17 protein-coding genes and 2 pseudogenes are annotated in these 16709 nt (G+C 48.1%); 9 read left to right on the top strand and 10 right to left on the bottom strand.

All coding sequences use genetic code 11. The annotated features are described in order from the left end of the window. Positions 1–223: 223 nt before the first annotated feature. Genes ACLBWT_RS11865 through ACLBWT_RS11845 form a run of 5 tightly spaced genes read right to left on the bottom strand, consistent with a single transcriptional unit; the run spans position 224 to position 2538 of the window. Positions 224–520 carry a spore coat protein gene (locus ACLBWT_RS11865; protein ID WP_447663328.1) on the bottom strand — a complete coding sequence of 99 codons (297 nt, stop codon included), beginning with the start codon at positions 518–520 and terminating at the stop codon, positions 224–226. Between the two features lie 11 nt (positions 521–531). After that, on the bottom strand, positions 532–732 hold the full coding sequence (locus ACLBWT_RS11860) for a hypothetical protein (RefSeq protein ID WP_447663327.1): 201 nt from the start codon (positions 730–732) through the stop codon (positions 532–534). A 31-nt stretch (positions 733–763) separates the two neighbouring features. Further along, positions 764–1900, bottom strand: a complete 1137-nt coding sequence (locus ACLBWT_RS11855) for a zinc-dependent alcohol dehydrogenase (protein ID WP_447663326.1) — start codon at positions 1898–1900, stop codon at positions 764–766. Beyond that, complete coding sequence (locus ACLBWT_RS11850) at positions 1897–2283, bottom strand: spore coat protein (protein ID WP_447663325.1); 387 nt, start codon at positions 2281–2283, stop codon at positions 1897–1899. Before ACLBWT_RS11850 ends, ACLBWT_RS11855 begins: the two co-directional genes overlap by 4 nt. Positions 2284–2295: 12 nt before the next feature. Beyond that, complete coding sequence (locus ACLBWT_RS11845; RefSeq protein ID WP_447663324.1) at positions 2296–2538, bottom strand: spore gernimation protein GerQ; 243 nt, start codon at positions 2536–2538, stop codon at positions 2296–2298. A gap of 186 nt (positions 2539–2724) precedes the next feature. Here ACLBWT_RS11845 and ACLBWT_RS11840 point away from each other — a divergent pair, with 186 nt between their 5' ends. Continuing rightward, positions 2725–3006 carry a hypothetical protein gene (locus ACLBWT_RS11840; protein WP_447663323.1) on the top strand — a complete coding sequence of 94 codons (282 nt, stop codon included), beginning with the start codon at positions 2725–2727 and terminating at the stop codon, positions 3004–3006. Positions 3007–3607: 601 nt separating this feature from the next. On the opposite strand, the gene tlp is transcribed toward ACLBWT_RS11840, so the two are convergent. After that, positions 3608–3832, bottom strand: a complete 225-nt coding sequence (tlp, locus tag ACLBWT_RS11835) for a small acid-soluble spore protein Tlp (protein ID WP_447663322.1) — start codon at positions 3830–3832, stop codon at positions 3608–3610. A 357-nt stretch (positions 3833–4189) separates the two neighbouring features. Here tlp and ACLBWT_RS11830 point away from each other — a divergent pair, with 357 nt between their 5' ends. The 5 genes from ACLBWT_RS11830 (at position 4190) to ACLBWT_RS11810 (ending at position 10312) form a co-directional block, all read left to right on the top strand. After that, a complete protein-coding gene (locus ACLBWT_RS11830; protein ID WP_447663321.1) occupies positions 4190–4834 on the top strand; it encodes a CAP domain-containing protein in 645 nt (214 codons plus the stop codon). Between the two features lie 705 nt (positions 4835–5539). Next, positions 5540–6682 carry a CdaR family transcriptional regulator gene (locus ACLBWT_RS11825; protein ID WP_447663320.1) on the top strand — a complete coding sequence of 381 codons (1143 nt, stop codon included), beginning with the start codon at positions 5540–5542 and terminating at the stop codon, positions 6680–6682. Between the two features lie 155 nt (positions 6683–6837). Further along, a complete protein-coding gene (locus ACLBWT_RS11820) occupies positions 6838–7704 on the top strand; it encodes a methyl-accepting chemotaxis protein (protein WP_447663319.1) in 867 nt (288 codons plus the stop codon). Continuing rightward, the gene (locus ACLBWT_RS11815) at positions 7701–8834 is read left to right on the top strand and encodes a glycerate kinase (RefSeq protein WP_447663318.1); all 1134 of its coding nucleotides are present in this window, start codon (positions 7701–7703) and stop codon (positions 8832–8834) included. Before ACLBWT_RS11820 ends, ACLBWT_RS11815 begins: the two co-directional genes overlap by 4 nt. A 50-nt stretch (positions 8835–8884) precedes the next feature. Then, the gene (locus tag ACLBWT_RS11810) at positions 8885–10312 is read left to right on the top strand and encodes a GntP family permease (protein WP_447663426.1); all 1428 of its coding nucleotides are present in this window, start codon (positions 8885–8887) and stop codon (positions 10310–10312) included. A gap of 568 nt (positions 10313–10880) precedes the next feature. On the opposite strand, the pseudogene ACLBWT_RS11805 reads toward ACLBWT_RS11810, so the two are convergent. After that, positions 10881–10934: pseudogene (locus tag ACLBWT_RS11805) on the bottom strand (hypothetical protein); the annotation flags it as partial. A 322-nt stretch (positions 10935–11256) separates the two neighbouring features. Here ACLBWT_RS11805 and ACLBWT_RS11800 point away from each other — a divergent pair. After that, on the top strand, positions 11257–12396 hold the full coding sequence (locus ACLBWT_RS11800) for a zinc-dependent alcohol dehydrogenase (protein WP_447663317.1): 1140 nt from the start codon (positions 11257–11259) through the stop codon (positions 12394–12396). Positions 12397–12522: 126 nt separating this feature from the next. Here the strand turns inward: ACLBWT_RS11800 and ACLBWT_RS11795 are convergent, their stop codons facing one another. After that, positions 12523–12969, bottom strand: coding sequence for a GlcG/HbpS family heme-binding protein (locus ACLBWT_RS11795; RefSeq protein ID WP_447663316.1), 447 nt, complete (start codon positions 12967–12969; stop codon positions 12523–12525). 353 nt (positions 12970–13322) lie between these two features. Between ACLBWT_RS11795 and ACLBWT_RS11790 the strand changes: the two genes are divergently transcribed. Further along, positions 13323–14105 (top strand): SDR family NAD(P)-dependent oxidoreductase, encoded by a 783-nt coding sequence (locus ACLBWT_RS11790; RefSeq protein WP_447663315.1) that lies wholly within the window; start codon positions 13323–13325, stop codon positions 14103–14105. Positions 14106–14344: 239 nt separating this feature from the next. Here ACLBWT_RS11790 and ACLBWT_RS11785 read toward each other — a convergent pair whose 3' ends face one another. Together ACLBWT_RS11785 and ACLBWT_RS11780 are read right to left on the bottom strand one after the other, a co-directional pair. After that, the gene (locus ACLBWT_RS11785) at positions 14345–15373 is read right to left on the bottom strand and encodes a zinc-binding alcohol dehydrogenase family protein (protein WP_447663314.1); all 1029 of its coding nucleotides are present in this window, start codon (positions 15371–15373) and stop codon (positions 14345–14347) included. Positions 15374–15528: 155 nt separating this feature from the next. Continuing rightward, positions 15529–15688, bottom strand: a pseudogene (locus tag ACLBWT_RS11780) (winged helix-turn-helix transcriptional regulator); the annotation flags it as partial. A gap of 215 nt (positions 15689–15903) precedes the next feature. Here ACLBWT_RS11780 and hxlA point away from each other — a divergent pair. Then, positions 15904–16536, top strand: a complete 633-nt coding sequence (gene hxlA / locus ACLBWT_RS11775; RefSeq protein ID WP_447663313.1) for a 3-hexulose-6-phosphate synthase — start codon at positions 15904–15906, stop codon at positions 16534–16536. The last annotated feature ends 173 nt before the right edge of the window (positions 16537–16709 follow it).

Here is a 16709-nt window from a genome sequence, read left to right as displayed (position 1 = left end):
ACTTTTCGCTGCGCAGAATAGTTCAATTAATTCTACAGAATGCCGCGGGGATCGAGTATTTTTAAAATCACAAATCAGTCGTTATCTGCAAAGATCGGCAACATAAGAATGCCTATAGAGAAGGGTAGACGTGAGAGCAGAGATCCACAGTTAAGTCTTCGGTTAAAACAAAAACGCGCTAAACCATGGTGGTTTTGCGCGTTTTGTCGGGACGAATACGGTGTCAGTACGGAATGTTCATAGCGGTCTGAATGTTTTTCAGATCGAGCTGAATTTGCTCTGAAATATGGTGGGGATGGTATAGACCCCGCTGCATCATGTAGGTTGTTATCTTTTCATGGGAGTCTATGGCTTCGTCGAGCTGTTTCATCAAAATTTGCTTGATTTCGGGAGTGGCACATTCGGTCACGGCCATGGCGTAGTTTCTGACTCCGCTCTTGGCGTTCATCAAACAGTCCATTGCGATCACGTCATCGGTCAGCGAATTAAGCCCTGTCATGTGTTCTATTATTGTGTTCATGTTTTTATCTCCTATAGGGTCGATTTAGACAGCACTCCACCGAGCTCCTGAAGCTGCTGCTGTGATAATTGTGTGTCTTGCTGCAAAATTTGCATGAGCTCCGGGTCGCTTACCAGAGCTTGCATGGTTTTGGTTTTGGTCATGCAAACCGTCTTGAACGCAGCCATTTCATGAACCTCCAGCATCTCATGCAAAGCGTAATTGGAATTCATTCGGATTGTCCTCCCATGTATCTATCCATATTCAAGGCTTTAAGATGACTTTGATGCAATTGTCCGTTTTCGTATCGAACACTTCATAGCCGCGCTTGGCCTCGCTGAGAGGAATGACGTGCGTGACAATGTCTCCAGGGTCCACTTTGCCCGACGTAACCAACTCGTACATATACGGCATGTAGTGAATGACCGGAGCTTGTCCGGAACGGATATTTACGTTGCGCTCCATGATGTCGCCGAGCGGGAATCCGTTATAGCGTCCGCCGTATACCCCAGTGACTTGGATGGTCCCGCCTTTACGGACAGCCTGAGACGCGATGATAAATGCGCTCATGGTGCCGCCTTGCAGTTTCAAACCGCTGGCTAGATATTCGAGATCGCTCATCTTGCCGTCCATTCCTACTGCATCAATCACGACATCGGCGCCGCCCTTGGTCATTTCCTTGAGATTGTTGCCGATATTCTTATCCTGTTCGAAGTTTACGATCTCAACCTTGTTCGTTCGCTTAGCATGCTGCAAGCGGTAATCGACATAGTCGACGGCTATGACCCGCTTTGCTCCTTTCAGCCAGCAGAATTTCTGGGCCAGAAGTCCGATTGGACCGCAGCCGAGCACGATGACCGTATCTCCATTCTTTACGCCGGCGTTATCTACGCTCCAGAATGCCGTCGTCATGGCATCGGCGATCAAGCTTAGCTTTTCGTCCGGTTGTTCGCAGCTTTCGGGAATTTTGAAGTGGGTAAAATTTGCGAATGGGACTCGTAGATACTCGGCTTGCCCGCCAGGGTATCCGCCGGTCGTTCCGGAGTAGCCGAAATATGCGCCCATATCCCCGTTATCGTTTGAGTTGTCACATTGGCTTTCCAGCTGATTTTTACAAAAAAAGCATTCTCCGCATGCGATGTTGAACGGGATGATCACACGGTCGCCTTTCTTTACCTTTGTCACGCCGGGGCCTACCTCTTCTACGATCCCCATCGGTTCATGCCCGATGACGTAGTTCTCCTGAAGGTTAGGGATCATGCCGTGAATAAGGTGAAGGTCGGAACCGCAAATGGCGGAACTGGTGATCTTGACGATCATATCGTCCGGTTTCACAATCTTCGGATCCGGCACCTCTTTGACCAGGACATTTTTAATCCCTTGATACGTTACCGCCTTCATGCTTTATGTCCTCCAATATTTTCATCTGGGGTCCGATCAAACATCCCTTTACGCGACGTATCATCCGGGAACAAATTCATTTGCCCGATCATCACCGTATTTTTCGCCGAAAGCTGGTCGAGCTGGTACTGTTCGTTCAGCTCATAAGGATGGAACCATTTTTTGCGAATCATGAGCTCTGTGATTTCTTGGTGCATTGCAATCCCCTGCTTAAGATGATTGCGCAGCAGCACTCTTACATCCGGAGAAGCCGTTTCCGTCAGGGCGACGGACAAATTTCGCACACCCTCCTTGGCCCGAAGAAGGAAGTCCGTTGCAAAAGTCATATCTGCCATCTCCGGCATATTTAATGAATTAATCGGGTCTAGATAATCGGTATTCATTTGCATTCCCCTTTAATGTGTTATAGGTGTCGGGCTATTCGGAACAGGCGCTTGAAAAGGAGCTCTTGCGTAGATTGCTTGCAGCTCGGCGATCTGTTGTGTGGATTGAATGACGTCTTTCTGCATTAAAGCTTTTAGCTCTTGGTCAAAGACCAAGCCTTGCATAAGTTTTGACTTAGCGAGGCAGAGCGTTTTAAAGTTCAACGCTTCATGCAGTTCCATCGATTCGTGCGGCGCTAGCGTTGGCGTACTCATAGAGAAATCAACTCCTTTTTTTTTCATCAACGTTAGATTTTCCGACGCATCGGATTTTATACATTGATTGCCGGAAATGGGGGATTCGGATATTCCCATGCAGTCGCAGGAATATAAACAAAATCTCAAGCGCATACTTATTTCTGTTAAAAATAATGATCTTTGCTCAAGGGAGGAGGACTAGCTTTGCCAAATGAAAAAAAAATTGCTCTAGCCACCGAAAATGCAAAAAAACCGGCAGAAGGCGCACTTAACTCGAGCGGCAATACGCTGGAGCAGCATGCATCCAACGCGGTTTCTGAGGTGCAAACGGCTTTGAATCAGGCGATAAGCTCGATAAGTGAATCTAATGCGGCAACAAATTCACAAGCTTTGGAGACGGCCCGGCAGCAATTGACCCAAGCAGAGGAATTTTTAGATCAAGCGCAAACTTCAGCAAACGCATTACATCTGCCGGACCAACAATAAAACGGTCTTGGCGCAGATAGGCTTGGCAGAGATTTCTCCTTCTTTTTTTCGGATACAAGTGGAGTCAGGCTCACTAACGTCGAGGTACGGTCGTTTGTCTATATCGAGAAATACGCGTCGGATGATTCACCGTTAATAACCTCTTAATGTTGAAGACCATCATTGTAAGTGGGTATAAGCAGACTACGGAAATTGCTTCCTTACAATGAGACATTTTTGCACGTCAGCGAATGCGCTTGATTTGCCGGACCAGCTCAGCGAATCATGACAAGCGAAAGGGAGGCCCTTAAGGGGCCTCCCTCTTTCTTCTGCGTTCTATTATTACGGGTTGGTCGTTAAAATGCCGACGTTCTTCAGCACCACGCGCGGCGGCAGCAGGAGCGGCCAGCGCAAGCTGGGCGACGTCTTCGGGGCATAGCCCCACATTTAGGAACGTGTCGTACTGGCTGCGCCCAACGAACATACCGAGTCAGATCGGTATATTGTTCGATCAGCACCTCGACCACCGTCAGTACAGTAATGTCCTACTAAGTTTGCAAAGTTATAAATAACGGCGATTCAGCCCCATTTGCACTTGTGGGGTTGAATCGCCATTGTTTTCTTACTCTTGATTATGTTCTGCTTCGTCCTTAACTTCCTCTTGAAAACCTTTAATACTTTTTTTACGGCGTTCATTTTTTTCTTCGATTTGGTTACGTTCCTCGCTGCTGATTTCAGAGGAAAATTCGTTTAAATATCCTTCAGCTTCATTCAGGTTTTGCTGTGTATTCTGAATACTTTGCTGTAAATGCTCAACATTATCTGCTCGATTATCCGGTTTTGCCATTAGTTTATCGCCTCCTGGTAATTGAAGCGCTCACGGGAGCACTAACAAGTAGCATGATCGCTAACGGACGATTTTATGCATAACCGTACTATTATTGTGAAAAGGCCGTATTAGCTCACCAAGCAGATTCAGACAGGGAAGGAGGTCAAACACAACTGTCCTTCTTCTTGAAAGGAAAGACAGCCATAATGGTTAAACATAGCATGGCAGGAACATGATCGCCGACACGCTCATGGATAATGAATAGCGACAATGTAACCCGGGGAATAATAATCTAGGAAACTGAGGATCTGCAGAATAAACGATCAGGTGTTCTGTCCGTCATCAGTTTATCACGGCATCGAGGGTGTGGATACATTGAAAAAATATATCGTATTAGCAGGGCTATTGCTGGCAACGGGCTGCGCGGCCAATCATAACATGACCCACCATCAAACGGTTCCCAAACAAGCGCGCGTTGAGACTCCCGCCGATCCTGCTGCACCGGCACCTACCGTGACACAGGCGTCGTCAATAGCTGCTCCTGGGACACGGAGAACATCTATATCAACTAAACAAGCGCCTGCTGCAGCTCCAAAATGGCTCATAGGCGAGGAAAAGCCGGCAGGGAATCCCGCGGAACAGACCGTAGATGCATCCCAATTCGAGCAGCAAGTTCTGCAATTGGTGAATAAAGAAAGAGCTACGGCAGGTCTAAGTCCCCTTGGCATGGACGGCAATTTGTCCAAAATGGCTATGGCCAAGGCTCAGGATATGTTCAATAACAATTATTTCGATCATACGTCTCCGACATACGGGTCCCCGTTCGAAATGATGGGCAAGTTCGGGATCGTTTATAGCGCAGCAGGCGAAAACATCGCCAAAGGCCAAACAAGTCCTTCGCAAGTTATGAACGATTGGATGAACAGCGAAGGGCACAAAGCGAACATCTTGAACAGCAGCTTTACCAAAATCGGTATTGCTTACTTCAAAGGCGAGTGGGTGCAAGAATTTACCGGCTGACTCCGTTTCCCTCTCCGTATATCTTGTTTATTGGGTTATTCCGCCCGTTCGTTCATCGAAACCTTGCGCTCCCATCAAAATTGCGCTCGACAAAAAACCAATCGAACACACTTCACAGTGTGCCGATTGGTTTTTTGTCGAGCCGATTCTCCAAATACTAAGACCCGGTGATACCAGGTAACACACCAGGTTACCTGCTCTTTGATCGCAAGATACTTGTAATAAGAATGAGTTCAACCGCGGTCCAAAAGAATGGCACGGAAATACAGGTGATGATAAACGAGAGTTCTTATATGAGGTTACTGCGTTTGCCAACTCCGGCTGAGGTGAGTTAGTATACGGAATATCTGAGGTTCGGGTCAATAATCAACCCGACTGGTAGACCCTGTGAGTTGAAAAGTGCGTGATGTACGTGCCTCTCGTATTTCAAAATTAAAAATAACGATGGATTCACAGAATTGAAAAGCAGTAATCCTAAAAGTTATGTATTGCTTCCTGCAATGTTAATATTTGTTGTATAATCAATTACTGGTGCGCCTACAACAAGCGGATTTCGTGCCGAAGTAGATGCGCCGATACTAGTTTAATCCCGCCATTAGGACTTAGGTTACCTTCCGACCAGCAAATGGTCAACAAAATTGAAATATTGCTTTTAGGTATATGGAATTAGTAAAAATCAAGATACAACTTGTGAGGTTATATTTGATGATTCTTACTCGATCTCTTGCCAATAATATTGTTCAGAAAACAAAGGAATTAACAGCATTGCATATGAACGTCATGGACGCTAATGGTATTATCATCAGCTCCAGCGATCATGAGCGAATAGGTACCTTTCACGAAGGAGCCTCAAAGGCTATCCAGAACGGTGTAGACCAGATCATAACCGAAGAGATCTATCAGAAGATGATAGGAACCAAACCAGGCATAAACATGCCTATACGTTTTGACGATATAGTAATAGGCGTCATCGGTATAACCGGCGACCCGGATCAAGTGCAGCCTTTCGGTAAAGCGGTTCAAATGATGACGGAACTCATGCTGCAGCAAGCCTTCCTGAGTGAACAGGTCGGCAACGAGGAGAAGGCGCGTGACTTTCTGGTACAGGATTTAATCGCCGGGCAGATCGACCGTGGGCTCGATGCGGTGATAGCCAGAGGCCAGCTTCTTGGCGTTGATCTTACCGTTCCAAGGAGTGCATGGGTTATCCAAACCGAAAATACCGATAAACAAGCAGACACGTTAGAGATTCATCGATCGCTCGTCCGCAAAATATCGAACCTGTTTCCGAACCCCCGGCAAATCTTGTGCTCCCGGGTACAAAGGAACCGTTGGGTTATCATTACGGAAATGCAGCCTTTGGCCGATCGAAGCAGATTTGAGTCGATTTCGAACCAAATCCGGAAATTGATCTCGGAGAGGATGAGCACCAAAGCTTATCTTACGGTAGGACGACAGGCACCGGGCGCAGTTGCCCTGCATGTTTCCTACAAAGAGGCTCTAACCCTTTTGAAAATAAACAGGCTGTTTCCTGAGGACGCCGCCGTAAAGCATTTTTACGATCTCGGTCTTGAGCTCATGTGTGCCGAAACAGCAGCCTCCACGAGGGCACATATTATTGAACGATCGCTGGGCGCTCTTCCCGATTTCCCGGATTTGATGGAGACGTTGTACGCATTTTTCAACTGCAGCTTAAATATTGCTTCTGCGGCGAAGATGCTCTGCATTCATAGAAATACGCTGCTGTATCGATTGGATCGAATCAAAGAGATATCGAGCAACAATCCTAGAAACTTCGATCAAGCGGCCCAGATGCATGTGGCGCTTCTTCTCGTACGCATGAAATAAGGTTAATTCAAAGAATGATCAGCAACCACTTTTCATACAAAATGTATAAAATATTGGATTGAAAGCGCTAACTTCTTTGTATATTCTATATATTGCAACAAAATCAGCACATTCTATAATGAAATTGAGCAGCGGATTAGAAAGGAAGTTATTGTATGAATCTTTATGATTTGTCACAGCAAGAAGGCTTCTTGGATGAGATCGTGATGATACTTCATGAAGAAACCGGACAAAACGTAAATCTGATGGGTGCTGGGGGTGTCATTCTATCCACGACGAGACCTGAAAGAAAAGGGACGGTTCATGAAGGCGCCAAAAAAATTATGGAAGGCCTCCTGAATGAAGCTATGATAACGGAAGAAGACGCACTTCGGATGGAGGGCGTCCGACCCGGATGCAATCTCCCCATTGAGTTCGATGGTAATCGTGTGGGTGTCATCGGAATGACGGGCAATCCGCATGAAATGCGCCCGGTGGTTAGAGTTGCCGTAAGGACTGTTATTCTATGGCTTCGGAATTATCAGCAAGCTGTCACGCGAAACAGGACTTCTTCCAACGCTTTCTCGCTGCTGCAAAATATGGCTGCCTCCATCGAAGAAATCACAGCAAGCTCAGAGGACTTCGTAACAGCTAGTGCCGCCGCTTCTGAAGAGGTACGGACTGGCAGCGAGCATATCAACAATGTTGGTCAGGTTCTCGGGATAATTAATGAAATCGCGGACCAAACCAATCTGATCGGCCTGAATGCCGCTATTGAAGCCGCAAGAGCCGGAGAAGCCGGAAGAGGCTTTGAGGTCGTGGCATCCGAAATACGCAAGCTGGCCGCAAAGAGTCAGCAATCCGTAAAAGAGATTCAACACACTCTTACGCAAGTGCAAACTATGTTCCGCAACATCGAGAAGCAAGTTAAAGCGAATGAACTAACGGCTAACGATCAATCGGCAGCCCTACAGGATGTCGCCAAACATGTTGTGCATATTGAACAACTGATGGAGGAACTGGATCAAGGAGACATCAAATGAGAATTATCATCGCGCCCGATTCATTTAAAGGCAGCCTGTCGGCAAAAGAAGCCGCATTCGCCATAAAAGCAGGGATTCGCAAAGTCCTTCCTGAAAGCGCTATTTTCATCACGCCTATGGCTGACGGAGGCGAGGGCACCATGGATTGTTTGGTCGAGCAGACGAACGGTACTACGGTATCGGTTACCGTCTTGAATCCATTAGGCTTGGAGATACGTTCGGGCTTCGGAGTTTCAGGCGACACGGTTACCTGCATCATCGAACTGGCTATGGCATCCGGTCTGTTCTTGATCGGTGAAGAAGAACGCAACCCGATGCTTACGACGACCTATGGTTTCGGTCAATTGATTCGTGCAGGTCTTGATTCTGGCTGCCGGAAATTTATACTCGGGCTCGGCGGAAGCGCGACCAACGACGGCGGCGCCGGTATGTTGCAGGCGTTGGGCGCAAAATTGCTCGACAAGGACGGCAAAGAACTGCCTTATGGCGGCGGAAGTTTAGGGCGTTTGGCGCATATCGATTTGTCGGATCTGGATCCGCGGCTGAAGGAATCGACCTTTACGGTAGCTTGCGATGTCGATAATCCTTTTATCGGTCCGAATGGCGCCTCCTATGTTTTCGGGCCGCAGAAAGGCGCCAATGCCGAAATGGTAGACGAACTCGACCGCAATCTTCATCATTACGCCGACATCTTGAAATCGTCTACCGGTGTGGCGATCCACGATGTTCCGGGCGCCGGTGCAGCCGGAGGTGTGGCTGGCGCAATCATAGCTGTCCTTGGCGGCAAACTTCAGTCGGGCTTCGATATCGTGGCTGAAACGACCAACCTCGAAGAATATGTACAAGGATCCGACCTGGTTATTACAGGTGAAGGACAGACCGACTTTCAAACCGCCCGGGGAAAAACGCCATGCGGTGTTGCGAGAATCGCCCGAAAACACGGCGTACCTGTCATCGTCCTTTCCGGTTCCATAGGTAAGGATATCGATGCCTTGTATCAAGAAGGCGTCCATGCGGTAATCAGCATCATGAACCGCCCTATGTCTCTTTCAGAAGCAATGGAACAAGCAGCCGAGTTACTCGAGCAACAAGCCGAACAACTTATTCGTATCTACACTATCGGGAGGTAATATCAGTGGGAGCTGAGGGGTTTACTCAAGAAGCCATAAATTTAGGACCTATTCTACTAGGCCTTCTACTCGTATGTATTCTATTCATTGTATACGCGACAGCAAAATGGAAGCTCCATCCCTTCATTTCCATCGTGGCCGCTACGTACATCTTGGCCTTAGGCACGAATCTGGTCGCCAAATTGAACGGTATAGAGGGTCCTCTGATCAAAGACATCGGGGCTACTCTGACCAGCGGATTCGGCGGAATTATAACAAGCATTGGTCTCGTCATCATCTTCGGAACGATGATTGGAAAAATTCTAGAGAAGTCTGGCGCAGCGGTGAAAATGGCCGACGTTGTCCTTAAACTGCTGGGTGACCGCCATCCGGCTGTTGCAATGTCCATTATCGGCTGGATCGTGTCCATTCCCGTCTTTTGCGATTCCGGATATGTTATCCTCTCTTCCCTAAAGAAATCGTTGGCGAAGAAAACGGGAGTTAGTGTCGTTACGCTGGGCGTTGCACTGTCAACCGGTTTATACGCCACTCATACGCTTGTACCCCCTACTCCAGGCCCTATCGCGGCCGCAACGAATGTCGGAATCGGTCCGGACGGACTATTCTGGGTCATCGTAATCGGTCTTATCGTTTCCATTCCGGTCGCATTGGCAGGCCACATATGGGCCCGTACAGTTGCTTCCAAGCTGCCTTCTAACCTTGATGAAGCAACGGAAACATTCGAAGAGTACAAGCAGCGCTTCGGCAAACTGCCGTCGGCAACGGCAGCGTTCGCTCCTTTGATTGTCCCTATCATTTTGCTGGCTCTCGGTTCATTCGCCAACTTCCCTGTGGGAACGGATGCCGAAGGCAACAAAGAATTGATGATGAGCGGTTTTGCCCATACGTTCTTTACTTTTGCCGGCGCACCCGTGAACGCTCTCTTTATCGGTTTGCTGCTCGCCATGTTCTGGCTTCTTCCGAAGCGCAATGAAGAAACCCTTACCAAATGGATGAGCGAAGGCCTTCTGGACTCCGCGATCATCATCATGATTACGGGAGCAGGCGGCGCATTGGGCGCAGTCATCCGCGCAACCCCGATTGCGGATTACGTTAAGACGCTTATTGACGGCAACAGCGCAATGGTCGGTGCGGGAGCACTTCTCTTCGTCTTCATTATCGCTGCTCTCCTCAAGACGGCTCAAGGCAGCTCGACGGCAGCACTGGTTATCACATCGACTCTCGTCATGCCAATGATTCCGTCACTGGGGCTCGATACGATGATGGGATCGGTGCCGATCGGGCAAATGCTGACGGTAATGGCGATTGGATGCGGTGCGATGGTCGTGAGCCATGTTAACGATTCCTACTTCTGGGTTGTATCCCAGTTCTCCGGGATGAACCTGAATACCGCATATCGCGCCCAAACCATGGCGACATTGGTTCAAGGTCTGGTCGGTATTGTCGTCGTTGTGATTATGGGGCTGTTCTTACTGTAATCGTTCGATACTTTTTGCAGACGCTTCCGAATGAATTTGCGTTTTGCAAGACTTTTAGGATCCACTGTAAAGTTCAAGCCGGTAATCCCCGTGACGAGATATCCGAAACCGCCGGTTTCCACGATGGCGTTGTCCACCGGCGTGATCCCGCTAATATTCACTCTGCCCGTTACGTGATTGTTGTCGTCTTCGGAGGCAACGCAGCAGGTTGTTCAGATTAGATGGATGGCACTTGATAGACTTTGAAATTGGAATCCAGCATGTTAATGTCAGCGTTCGTTCCTATCAAAGTAAAGGTATGAGGCCCCGAAGAAGCATCAGCCTTTACTTTGAAACGGACGGTAAGACGATGGAATCGTTGACGACCGGATAATCCGTAATCGAATCTGCGGCCAGATACCAATTGTTCCAGGAGTCGGTTCCGACTTGAACCGTCAACTCGTCTCCCCGAGCGTGAAGCAATCCGGTGAAATTGACCGCCCGCAACCGAAACGCCTTCGCTCAGGCCAGCCACTTGTATGGGGTCAAACTATCCGTTCCACTATCGTTTACGAGTTCTCCCTCTCCATTAGAAGCCCCAAACCCGTACCGTCCCCTCCTTTTTTAATGCAATCGTATGGAAAGCCCGCTTTCAAGCTGCGAGTAGACTGCAAAACGAAGGTATTCAAGCCATTGGTGTGCATTTGAAGTAAACACCTTCGCGCCATTTTTTATCACAGAAGCATTACTGCCCCTGTTGTTAAAAAGTGATGAAGGAAGAATAGTAAAACAAAGCAGTGCTTTAGGGTCTATTAAATGAATTGGAACGAATGAACAGCGCAGAAATTCGCTACACTGGCATATTCGTCGAAAACACCGTTCATCGAATGTATGATCCTCACTCTCCAATTCCATAATAGAAGCATGCATGCAAATTCAAGGCATGCCATAACAGGAGGGTGATTATGAAGGCTGTAACTTTCAATGGCATGAAGGACATGCAAGTGAAGCAGGTCGCTGATCCGACGATTCAGAAAAAAGACGGGATTATCGTCAGGATCACCTCGACCGCCATATGCGGTTCCGATCTCCATATATACCAAGGGGCGATTCAAGCCCAACCCGGATACGTGGTCGGACATGAACCGATGGGCATCGTCGAAGATGTGGGCCCTGAGGTGACAAGGGTCAAAAAAGGGGACCGGGTCGTGCTCCCATTCAATGTCTCTTGCGGCAGCTGTCATTACTGCCAGCATGATATGGAGAGCCAATGCGACAACTCCAACCCCAATCCCCAAGTGGATACGGGAGGTTACTTCGGGTTTACCGAACGTTACGGAAATTATCCGGGCGGACAAGCCGAATTGCTTTACGTGCCGTACGGCAATTTCATGCCGTTCGTTATTCCGGAGTCATGCGAATTGGAGGATGAGAAGCTCCTGTTCCTGTCCGACGTGCTGCCGACGGCCTATTGGAGCGTGGACAACGGCGGCGTGAAGCAGGGGGATACGGTGGTGGTGCTCGGCTGCGGCCCCGTCGGCTTGATGGCGCAAAAATTCGCCTGGATGAAAGGGGCCAAACGGGTCATCGCGATCGACAATATCCCGTACCGGCTGAACCATGCCAAAAAAATGAATAACGTCGAAATCTTCAACTTTGAAGATTACACAGACATGGGGCTGCATATAAAAGAAATAACAGGCGGGGGTGCGGATGTCGTCATCGATTGCGTCGGAATGGACGGCAAGAAGACGCCATTGGAGGAGGAAGAGCAGAAGGCCAAGCTGGTTGGCGGAACGCTCAGCCCGATCAACATTGCGATGAATGCGGTGCGGAAATTCGGCACGATTCAGATTACGGGGGTATACGGTTCTAAATACAACCAGTTCATGTTCGGAAACATTTGGGAACGAAACGTGAAGCTGACCATGGGACAGGCGCCCGTGATTCATTACATGCCGATGCTGTACCAAAAAATTATGGCAGGCGAGTTCGATCCGACGGAGATCATCACGCATAAAGTGCCGCTCGATCAGGCGCATAACGCGTACAATACCTTTTACAACCATGCGGACGAATGCATTAAATTCGTCCTGAAGCCTTAAATAATGGCATGAAAAGAGGGGCTGTGCCACGGGGTATTGTACCCTGCGGGACAGCCCCATGTGTTTAGCCGATTTTTCGTCAATAATGGCGGGACCTAGTTTCGTTATAGGGCTAAAACCGCAGGTTTACAGCAAGCTCCCGGAAGACCCGATCCGCGCCTTCGGATAGGTTTCGAAAGCCCGCACCGCCGCTTTCGCAACCTCAATGTCGTTTGCGACCTTACTGCCGCTTGCGCCGACCGCCCCGACGATTCTCCCTTCGAACAACAACGGAATCCCCCCTCCGAACACGACCACGCGTCCGTGGTTGGTCGTATTGATCCCGTACAGCTCCCCGCTCGGGACCGCCATCGGAGCAAGGCTCGCCGTGGGCATTTTTAGCGCGACCGCCGTCCATGCCTTATTATGGGCGATATCGACACTGGCCAGCCAGGCATGGTCCATCCGATGAGAAGCAACGAAATTCCCGCCATCGTCTACGATGGCGATCACTTCCGCGATCCCGAGCTCCCTTGCCCGGAGTTCCGCTGCGTGAATCAACACTTTGGCGACCTCCAGAGTGATTTTTACCATCTGCGTCCTCTCCCTCTCGACTGATTCGATACATGATATGAATCATACGATTTAGGTATGCATCGATCCCGTCATCATAGGCATTCGTATATCCATGAATGGAGTGGGTAAAATCCCGCTTCTTTTCTTGCTCTCAAGGAGAAAAACGAAAAACGGCTCTTTCGAAAACGATGCGAACGTTTTTGAAATTGTTCCACGGAAAGAAAATCGGCGGTCAGGACTGATAATGGGGGAATATCAGGTTTGAAAATGCAGGGATTTATTAACGGGAGTTTAACGGAACAGGAGATTTCATCACATAATTGTTTATAATCAAGTGGAGTGCGCTCTAATCCTTTGAATGAGGTGAAAGAATGGTAAAAGCATTAGAAAATGTACATGTTGTCATTACCGGTGCCTCCGACGGCTTAGGTTATGCCATGGCAGAAGCCCTTCTTGATAAAGGGGCAAAAGTAGCGGTAGCATCCCGTCCAGGGTCAAAATTAACAGAAGCCGTAAAAAAACTTAAAGAAAAGGGATATACGACTGTTTTTGAGCTTCCACTGGATGTAAGATCAGAGGGATCTGTAGAAGATGCGGTGAAATGGGTAAAAACTGAATGGGGCAAAATTGATGTCCTTGTAAACAATGCCGGCATCGGGATGCGAACGGTTAACCCGCGTTTTCTGGCGGAGCCGCAGCCCTTTTACAAGGTGACGCCGGCAGGGTTCCGCGATCTTATCGAAACCAATCTCACCGGTTATTTTCTGGTAGCGCGAGGATTTACCCCACTCATGATCGAACAAGGAAAAGGACGAATCATCAACATTTCCATGAATCATGAGACCATGAAAAGAAAGGGTTTTGTTCCGTACGGTCCGTCGCGCGCCGCAACAGAATCGCTGTCGGCAATCATGGCGGAGGATCTAAGGGAATTTGGAATTTCGGTCAACATGTTGCTTCCGGGCGGAGCAACGGCGACGGGAATGATTCCGGATGATCTGCGCAGCGAGATCGAGGCGAAATTCCGGCTGATGCAGCCGGAGGTCATGGCGGAGCCTATTGTCTTTTTGGCTTCGCAGGAAGCGGAGGGCATCACGGGGGAACGCATTGTAGCCTCCGAATTTGAAAGTTGGTTAAAGGAAAAAAGTAAGTAAATGGTGCTTTGCACGTGCGGTAAACCTATATGGAACCCTTTTAAGGGTACTTAACAATTTCGCTTCAAACATACATGATATGAAGAACCGTATCATAAATATGTTCAAGTTTTTCTTATAGCAAAATTGTAGCCGACTACAAACAGCAGCCGGCTCCAACTTATTTCTTCTTGCGAATAAACGTATCACCTGCTTATTGGGCAAGGGAATTCTATTGTGTGCTTTCCAAGAACAGGTGTTTAAACAAAATTCTCTAGAACAACCTTGCCAATCGTCCTATTGCTCTCCAATAGCTTGTGGGCTTGGCGAAGATTCTCTGCTGAGATCGGTCCAAGTACTTCGGCGAGCGTTGTCTTCAATTTTTGATTATCTACAGCATCAGCTATCCGATTGAGCAGTAAGTGTTGCTCGATCATATCATCCGTTTCATAAAGCGAGCGCGTAAACATAAACTCCCACACGAAGGTGGCGCTTTTTTGCTTAAGCAAATTGAGGTTGAGCGGAGAGGTAGGATCATCAATTGCGCAAACGACTCCTTGGGGAGAAACGGCTTCGCTGATGCCGGCCCAGTGTTTTTCCAAAGCATTCAGGCAGAAAATATACGGAACGCTTGAAAACCCAATTGCTTCAAGCTGCGGAAGGAGCGGGTCATGGTGATTAATGGTATAGTCGGCGCCCATGGATTTAACCCAATCGACGGTTTCCGGCCGGGAAGCAGTCCCGATTACAATGAGCCCCGCTTGTTTTGCAAGCTGGATGGCAATGGACCCTACACCCCCAGCTGCCCCGATGATCAGCAGGGATTTTTCTTCGTTGGCGCCCGAATCTTGAGAAATCGACATTCGGGTAAATAATGCTTCCCAAGCTGTGATAGAGGTTAAAGGAAGAGCGGCCGCTTCCGCGAAATTCAAGGAAGTTGGCTTGCGCCCTACAATCCGTTCATCAACCAGATGGTATTCACTGTTTCCGCCTTGTCGTGCAATGCTGCCCGCATAAAAAACTTCATCCCCCGGACGGAACAACGAGCAGTCCGGTCCCGCCTCTTCAACAATTCCTGCAACATCCCAACCTAAAATTTTTGGAACTTCTTCAACTCTGTCTTTAGGCGCACGTACCTTAGTGTCAACCGGATTGACCGATATAGCGATAACTTTGACCAAGATGTCACGTCCCGCCGCTCTTGGTTTCTCCACAACTACATCTACTAAGCTTTCTGGATTTTCAATTGGAAGGTATCGGGTTAGTCCTACCGCCTTCATTGTAGCCATAATAAACCACATCCTTTCCTTAACTAGTATACCCTTTGAAAGGTAATGATTAAAACACTGTTAGCCGTTACAAACAGCGCGGGGAACCATACGGAGAAGAGGGAATATCACATGCTTTTCTAACCCTTTAATATGGTAGTAATCAATGCGCTCCCTCGATGAACGATCTGGTCTTCTTCCAGTTCGCGCAGGTGATTGACCAGCATTTTTTGTGTGATATCCGGGACAAGAGATAATCTTTTTCCATTTGCCGCCAATGACATAGAGTGTCAATTCCTTTTCGCAATTAAACTCTTTATGAGAGACACGTTGCATTCTCTCACCCCCATATCTATTTTATCGCAAGTTAACTCTAGACGAGCACAAGCAGCTCCCTAATAGTATGGTTAAAGATACTATATAACTTTATAAACACTATGTATGATTAAAGTACGTACTTTCGAAAATGATTTGTACGTATTAGAATAGTAACTGTAAAGAAAACAATTACACTCTGGCGTAATTGAAATATTGGAATGGGAGCGAAACACATGGAACTTCAATTAGCATTGGATCTAGTAAACATCCCGGAAAGTATTGCACTTGTCAAGGAAGTAGAGCAATACGTGGACATCGTAGAAATCGGCACTCCAGTTGTCATTAACGAAGGTCTTCGGGCCGTTAAAGAAATGAAGCAGGCATTCCCGAATTTGAAAGTGCTGGCGGACCTTAAAGTAATGGATGCTGCTGGCTACGAAGTGATGAAAGCTTCCGAGGCGGGTGCCGACATCGTCACAATCCTCGGTGCGGCTGAAGATATGACTATTAAAGGTGCCGTTGAAGAGGCTAAAAAACAAGGAAAAAAAATCCTGATTGATATGATTGCTGTTAAAAATTTGGAACAACGTGCAAAAGAAGTAGATGCGCTCGGCGTAGATTACATTTGTGTGCACACCGGTTATGATCTGCAAGCTGTTGGTCAAAATTCTTTCGATGACCTGCAAACCATTAAACGTGTGGTGAAAAACGCGAAAACTGCAGTTGCAGGCGGCATCAAGCTCGACACACTGCCGGAAGTCGTTAAAGCTCAGCCGGATCTGGTGATTGTAGGCGGCGGTATTACTGGCCAGGCGGATAAGAAAGCTGCAGCTGCGGCAATGCGTGAATTGATTAAACAGGGGTAGATTTTTTGGGATTGTGCACAGCTTATCTCATAAAAGCGGAGCGATTTTTAAAATCCCGCACGGCTTGGCTAATGCCCGGCGATACGGACGAGCACGGACTTCGAAAAGCATTTGGATCAGATGGCAGCGGGAGCCGTTGAGGACCCTTGTACCCATCCAACCCTCGGGAAGTA

The sequence above is a fragment of the Paenibacillus sp. D51F genome, from assembly GCF_053345695.1.
The sequence above is the reverse complement of the archived record's forward strand: the minus strand, read 5'-3'. Positions and strand labels throughout refer to the sequence as shown.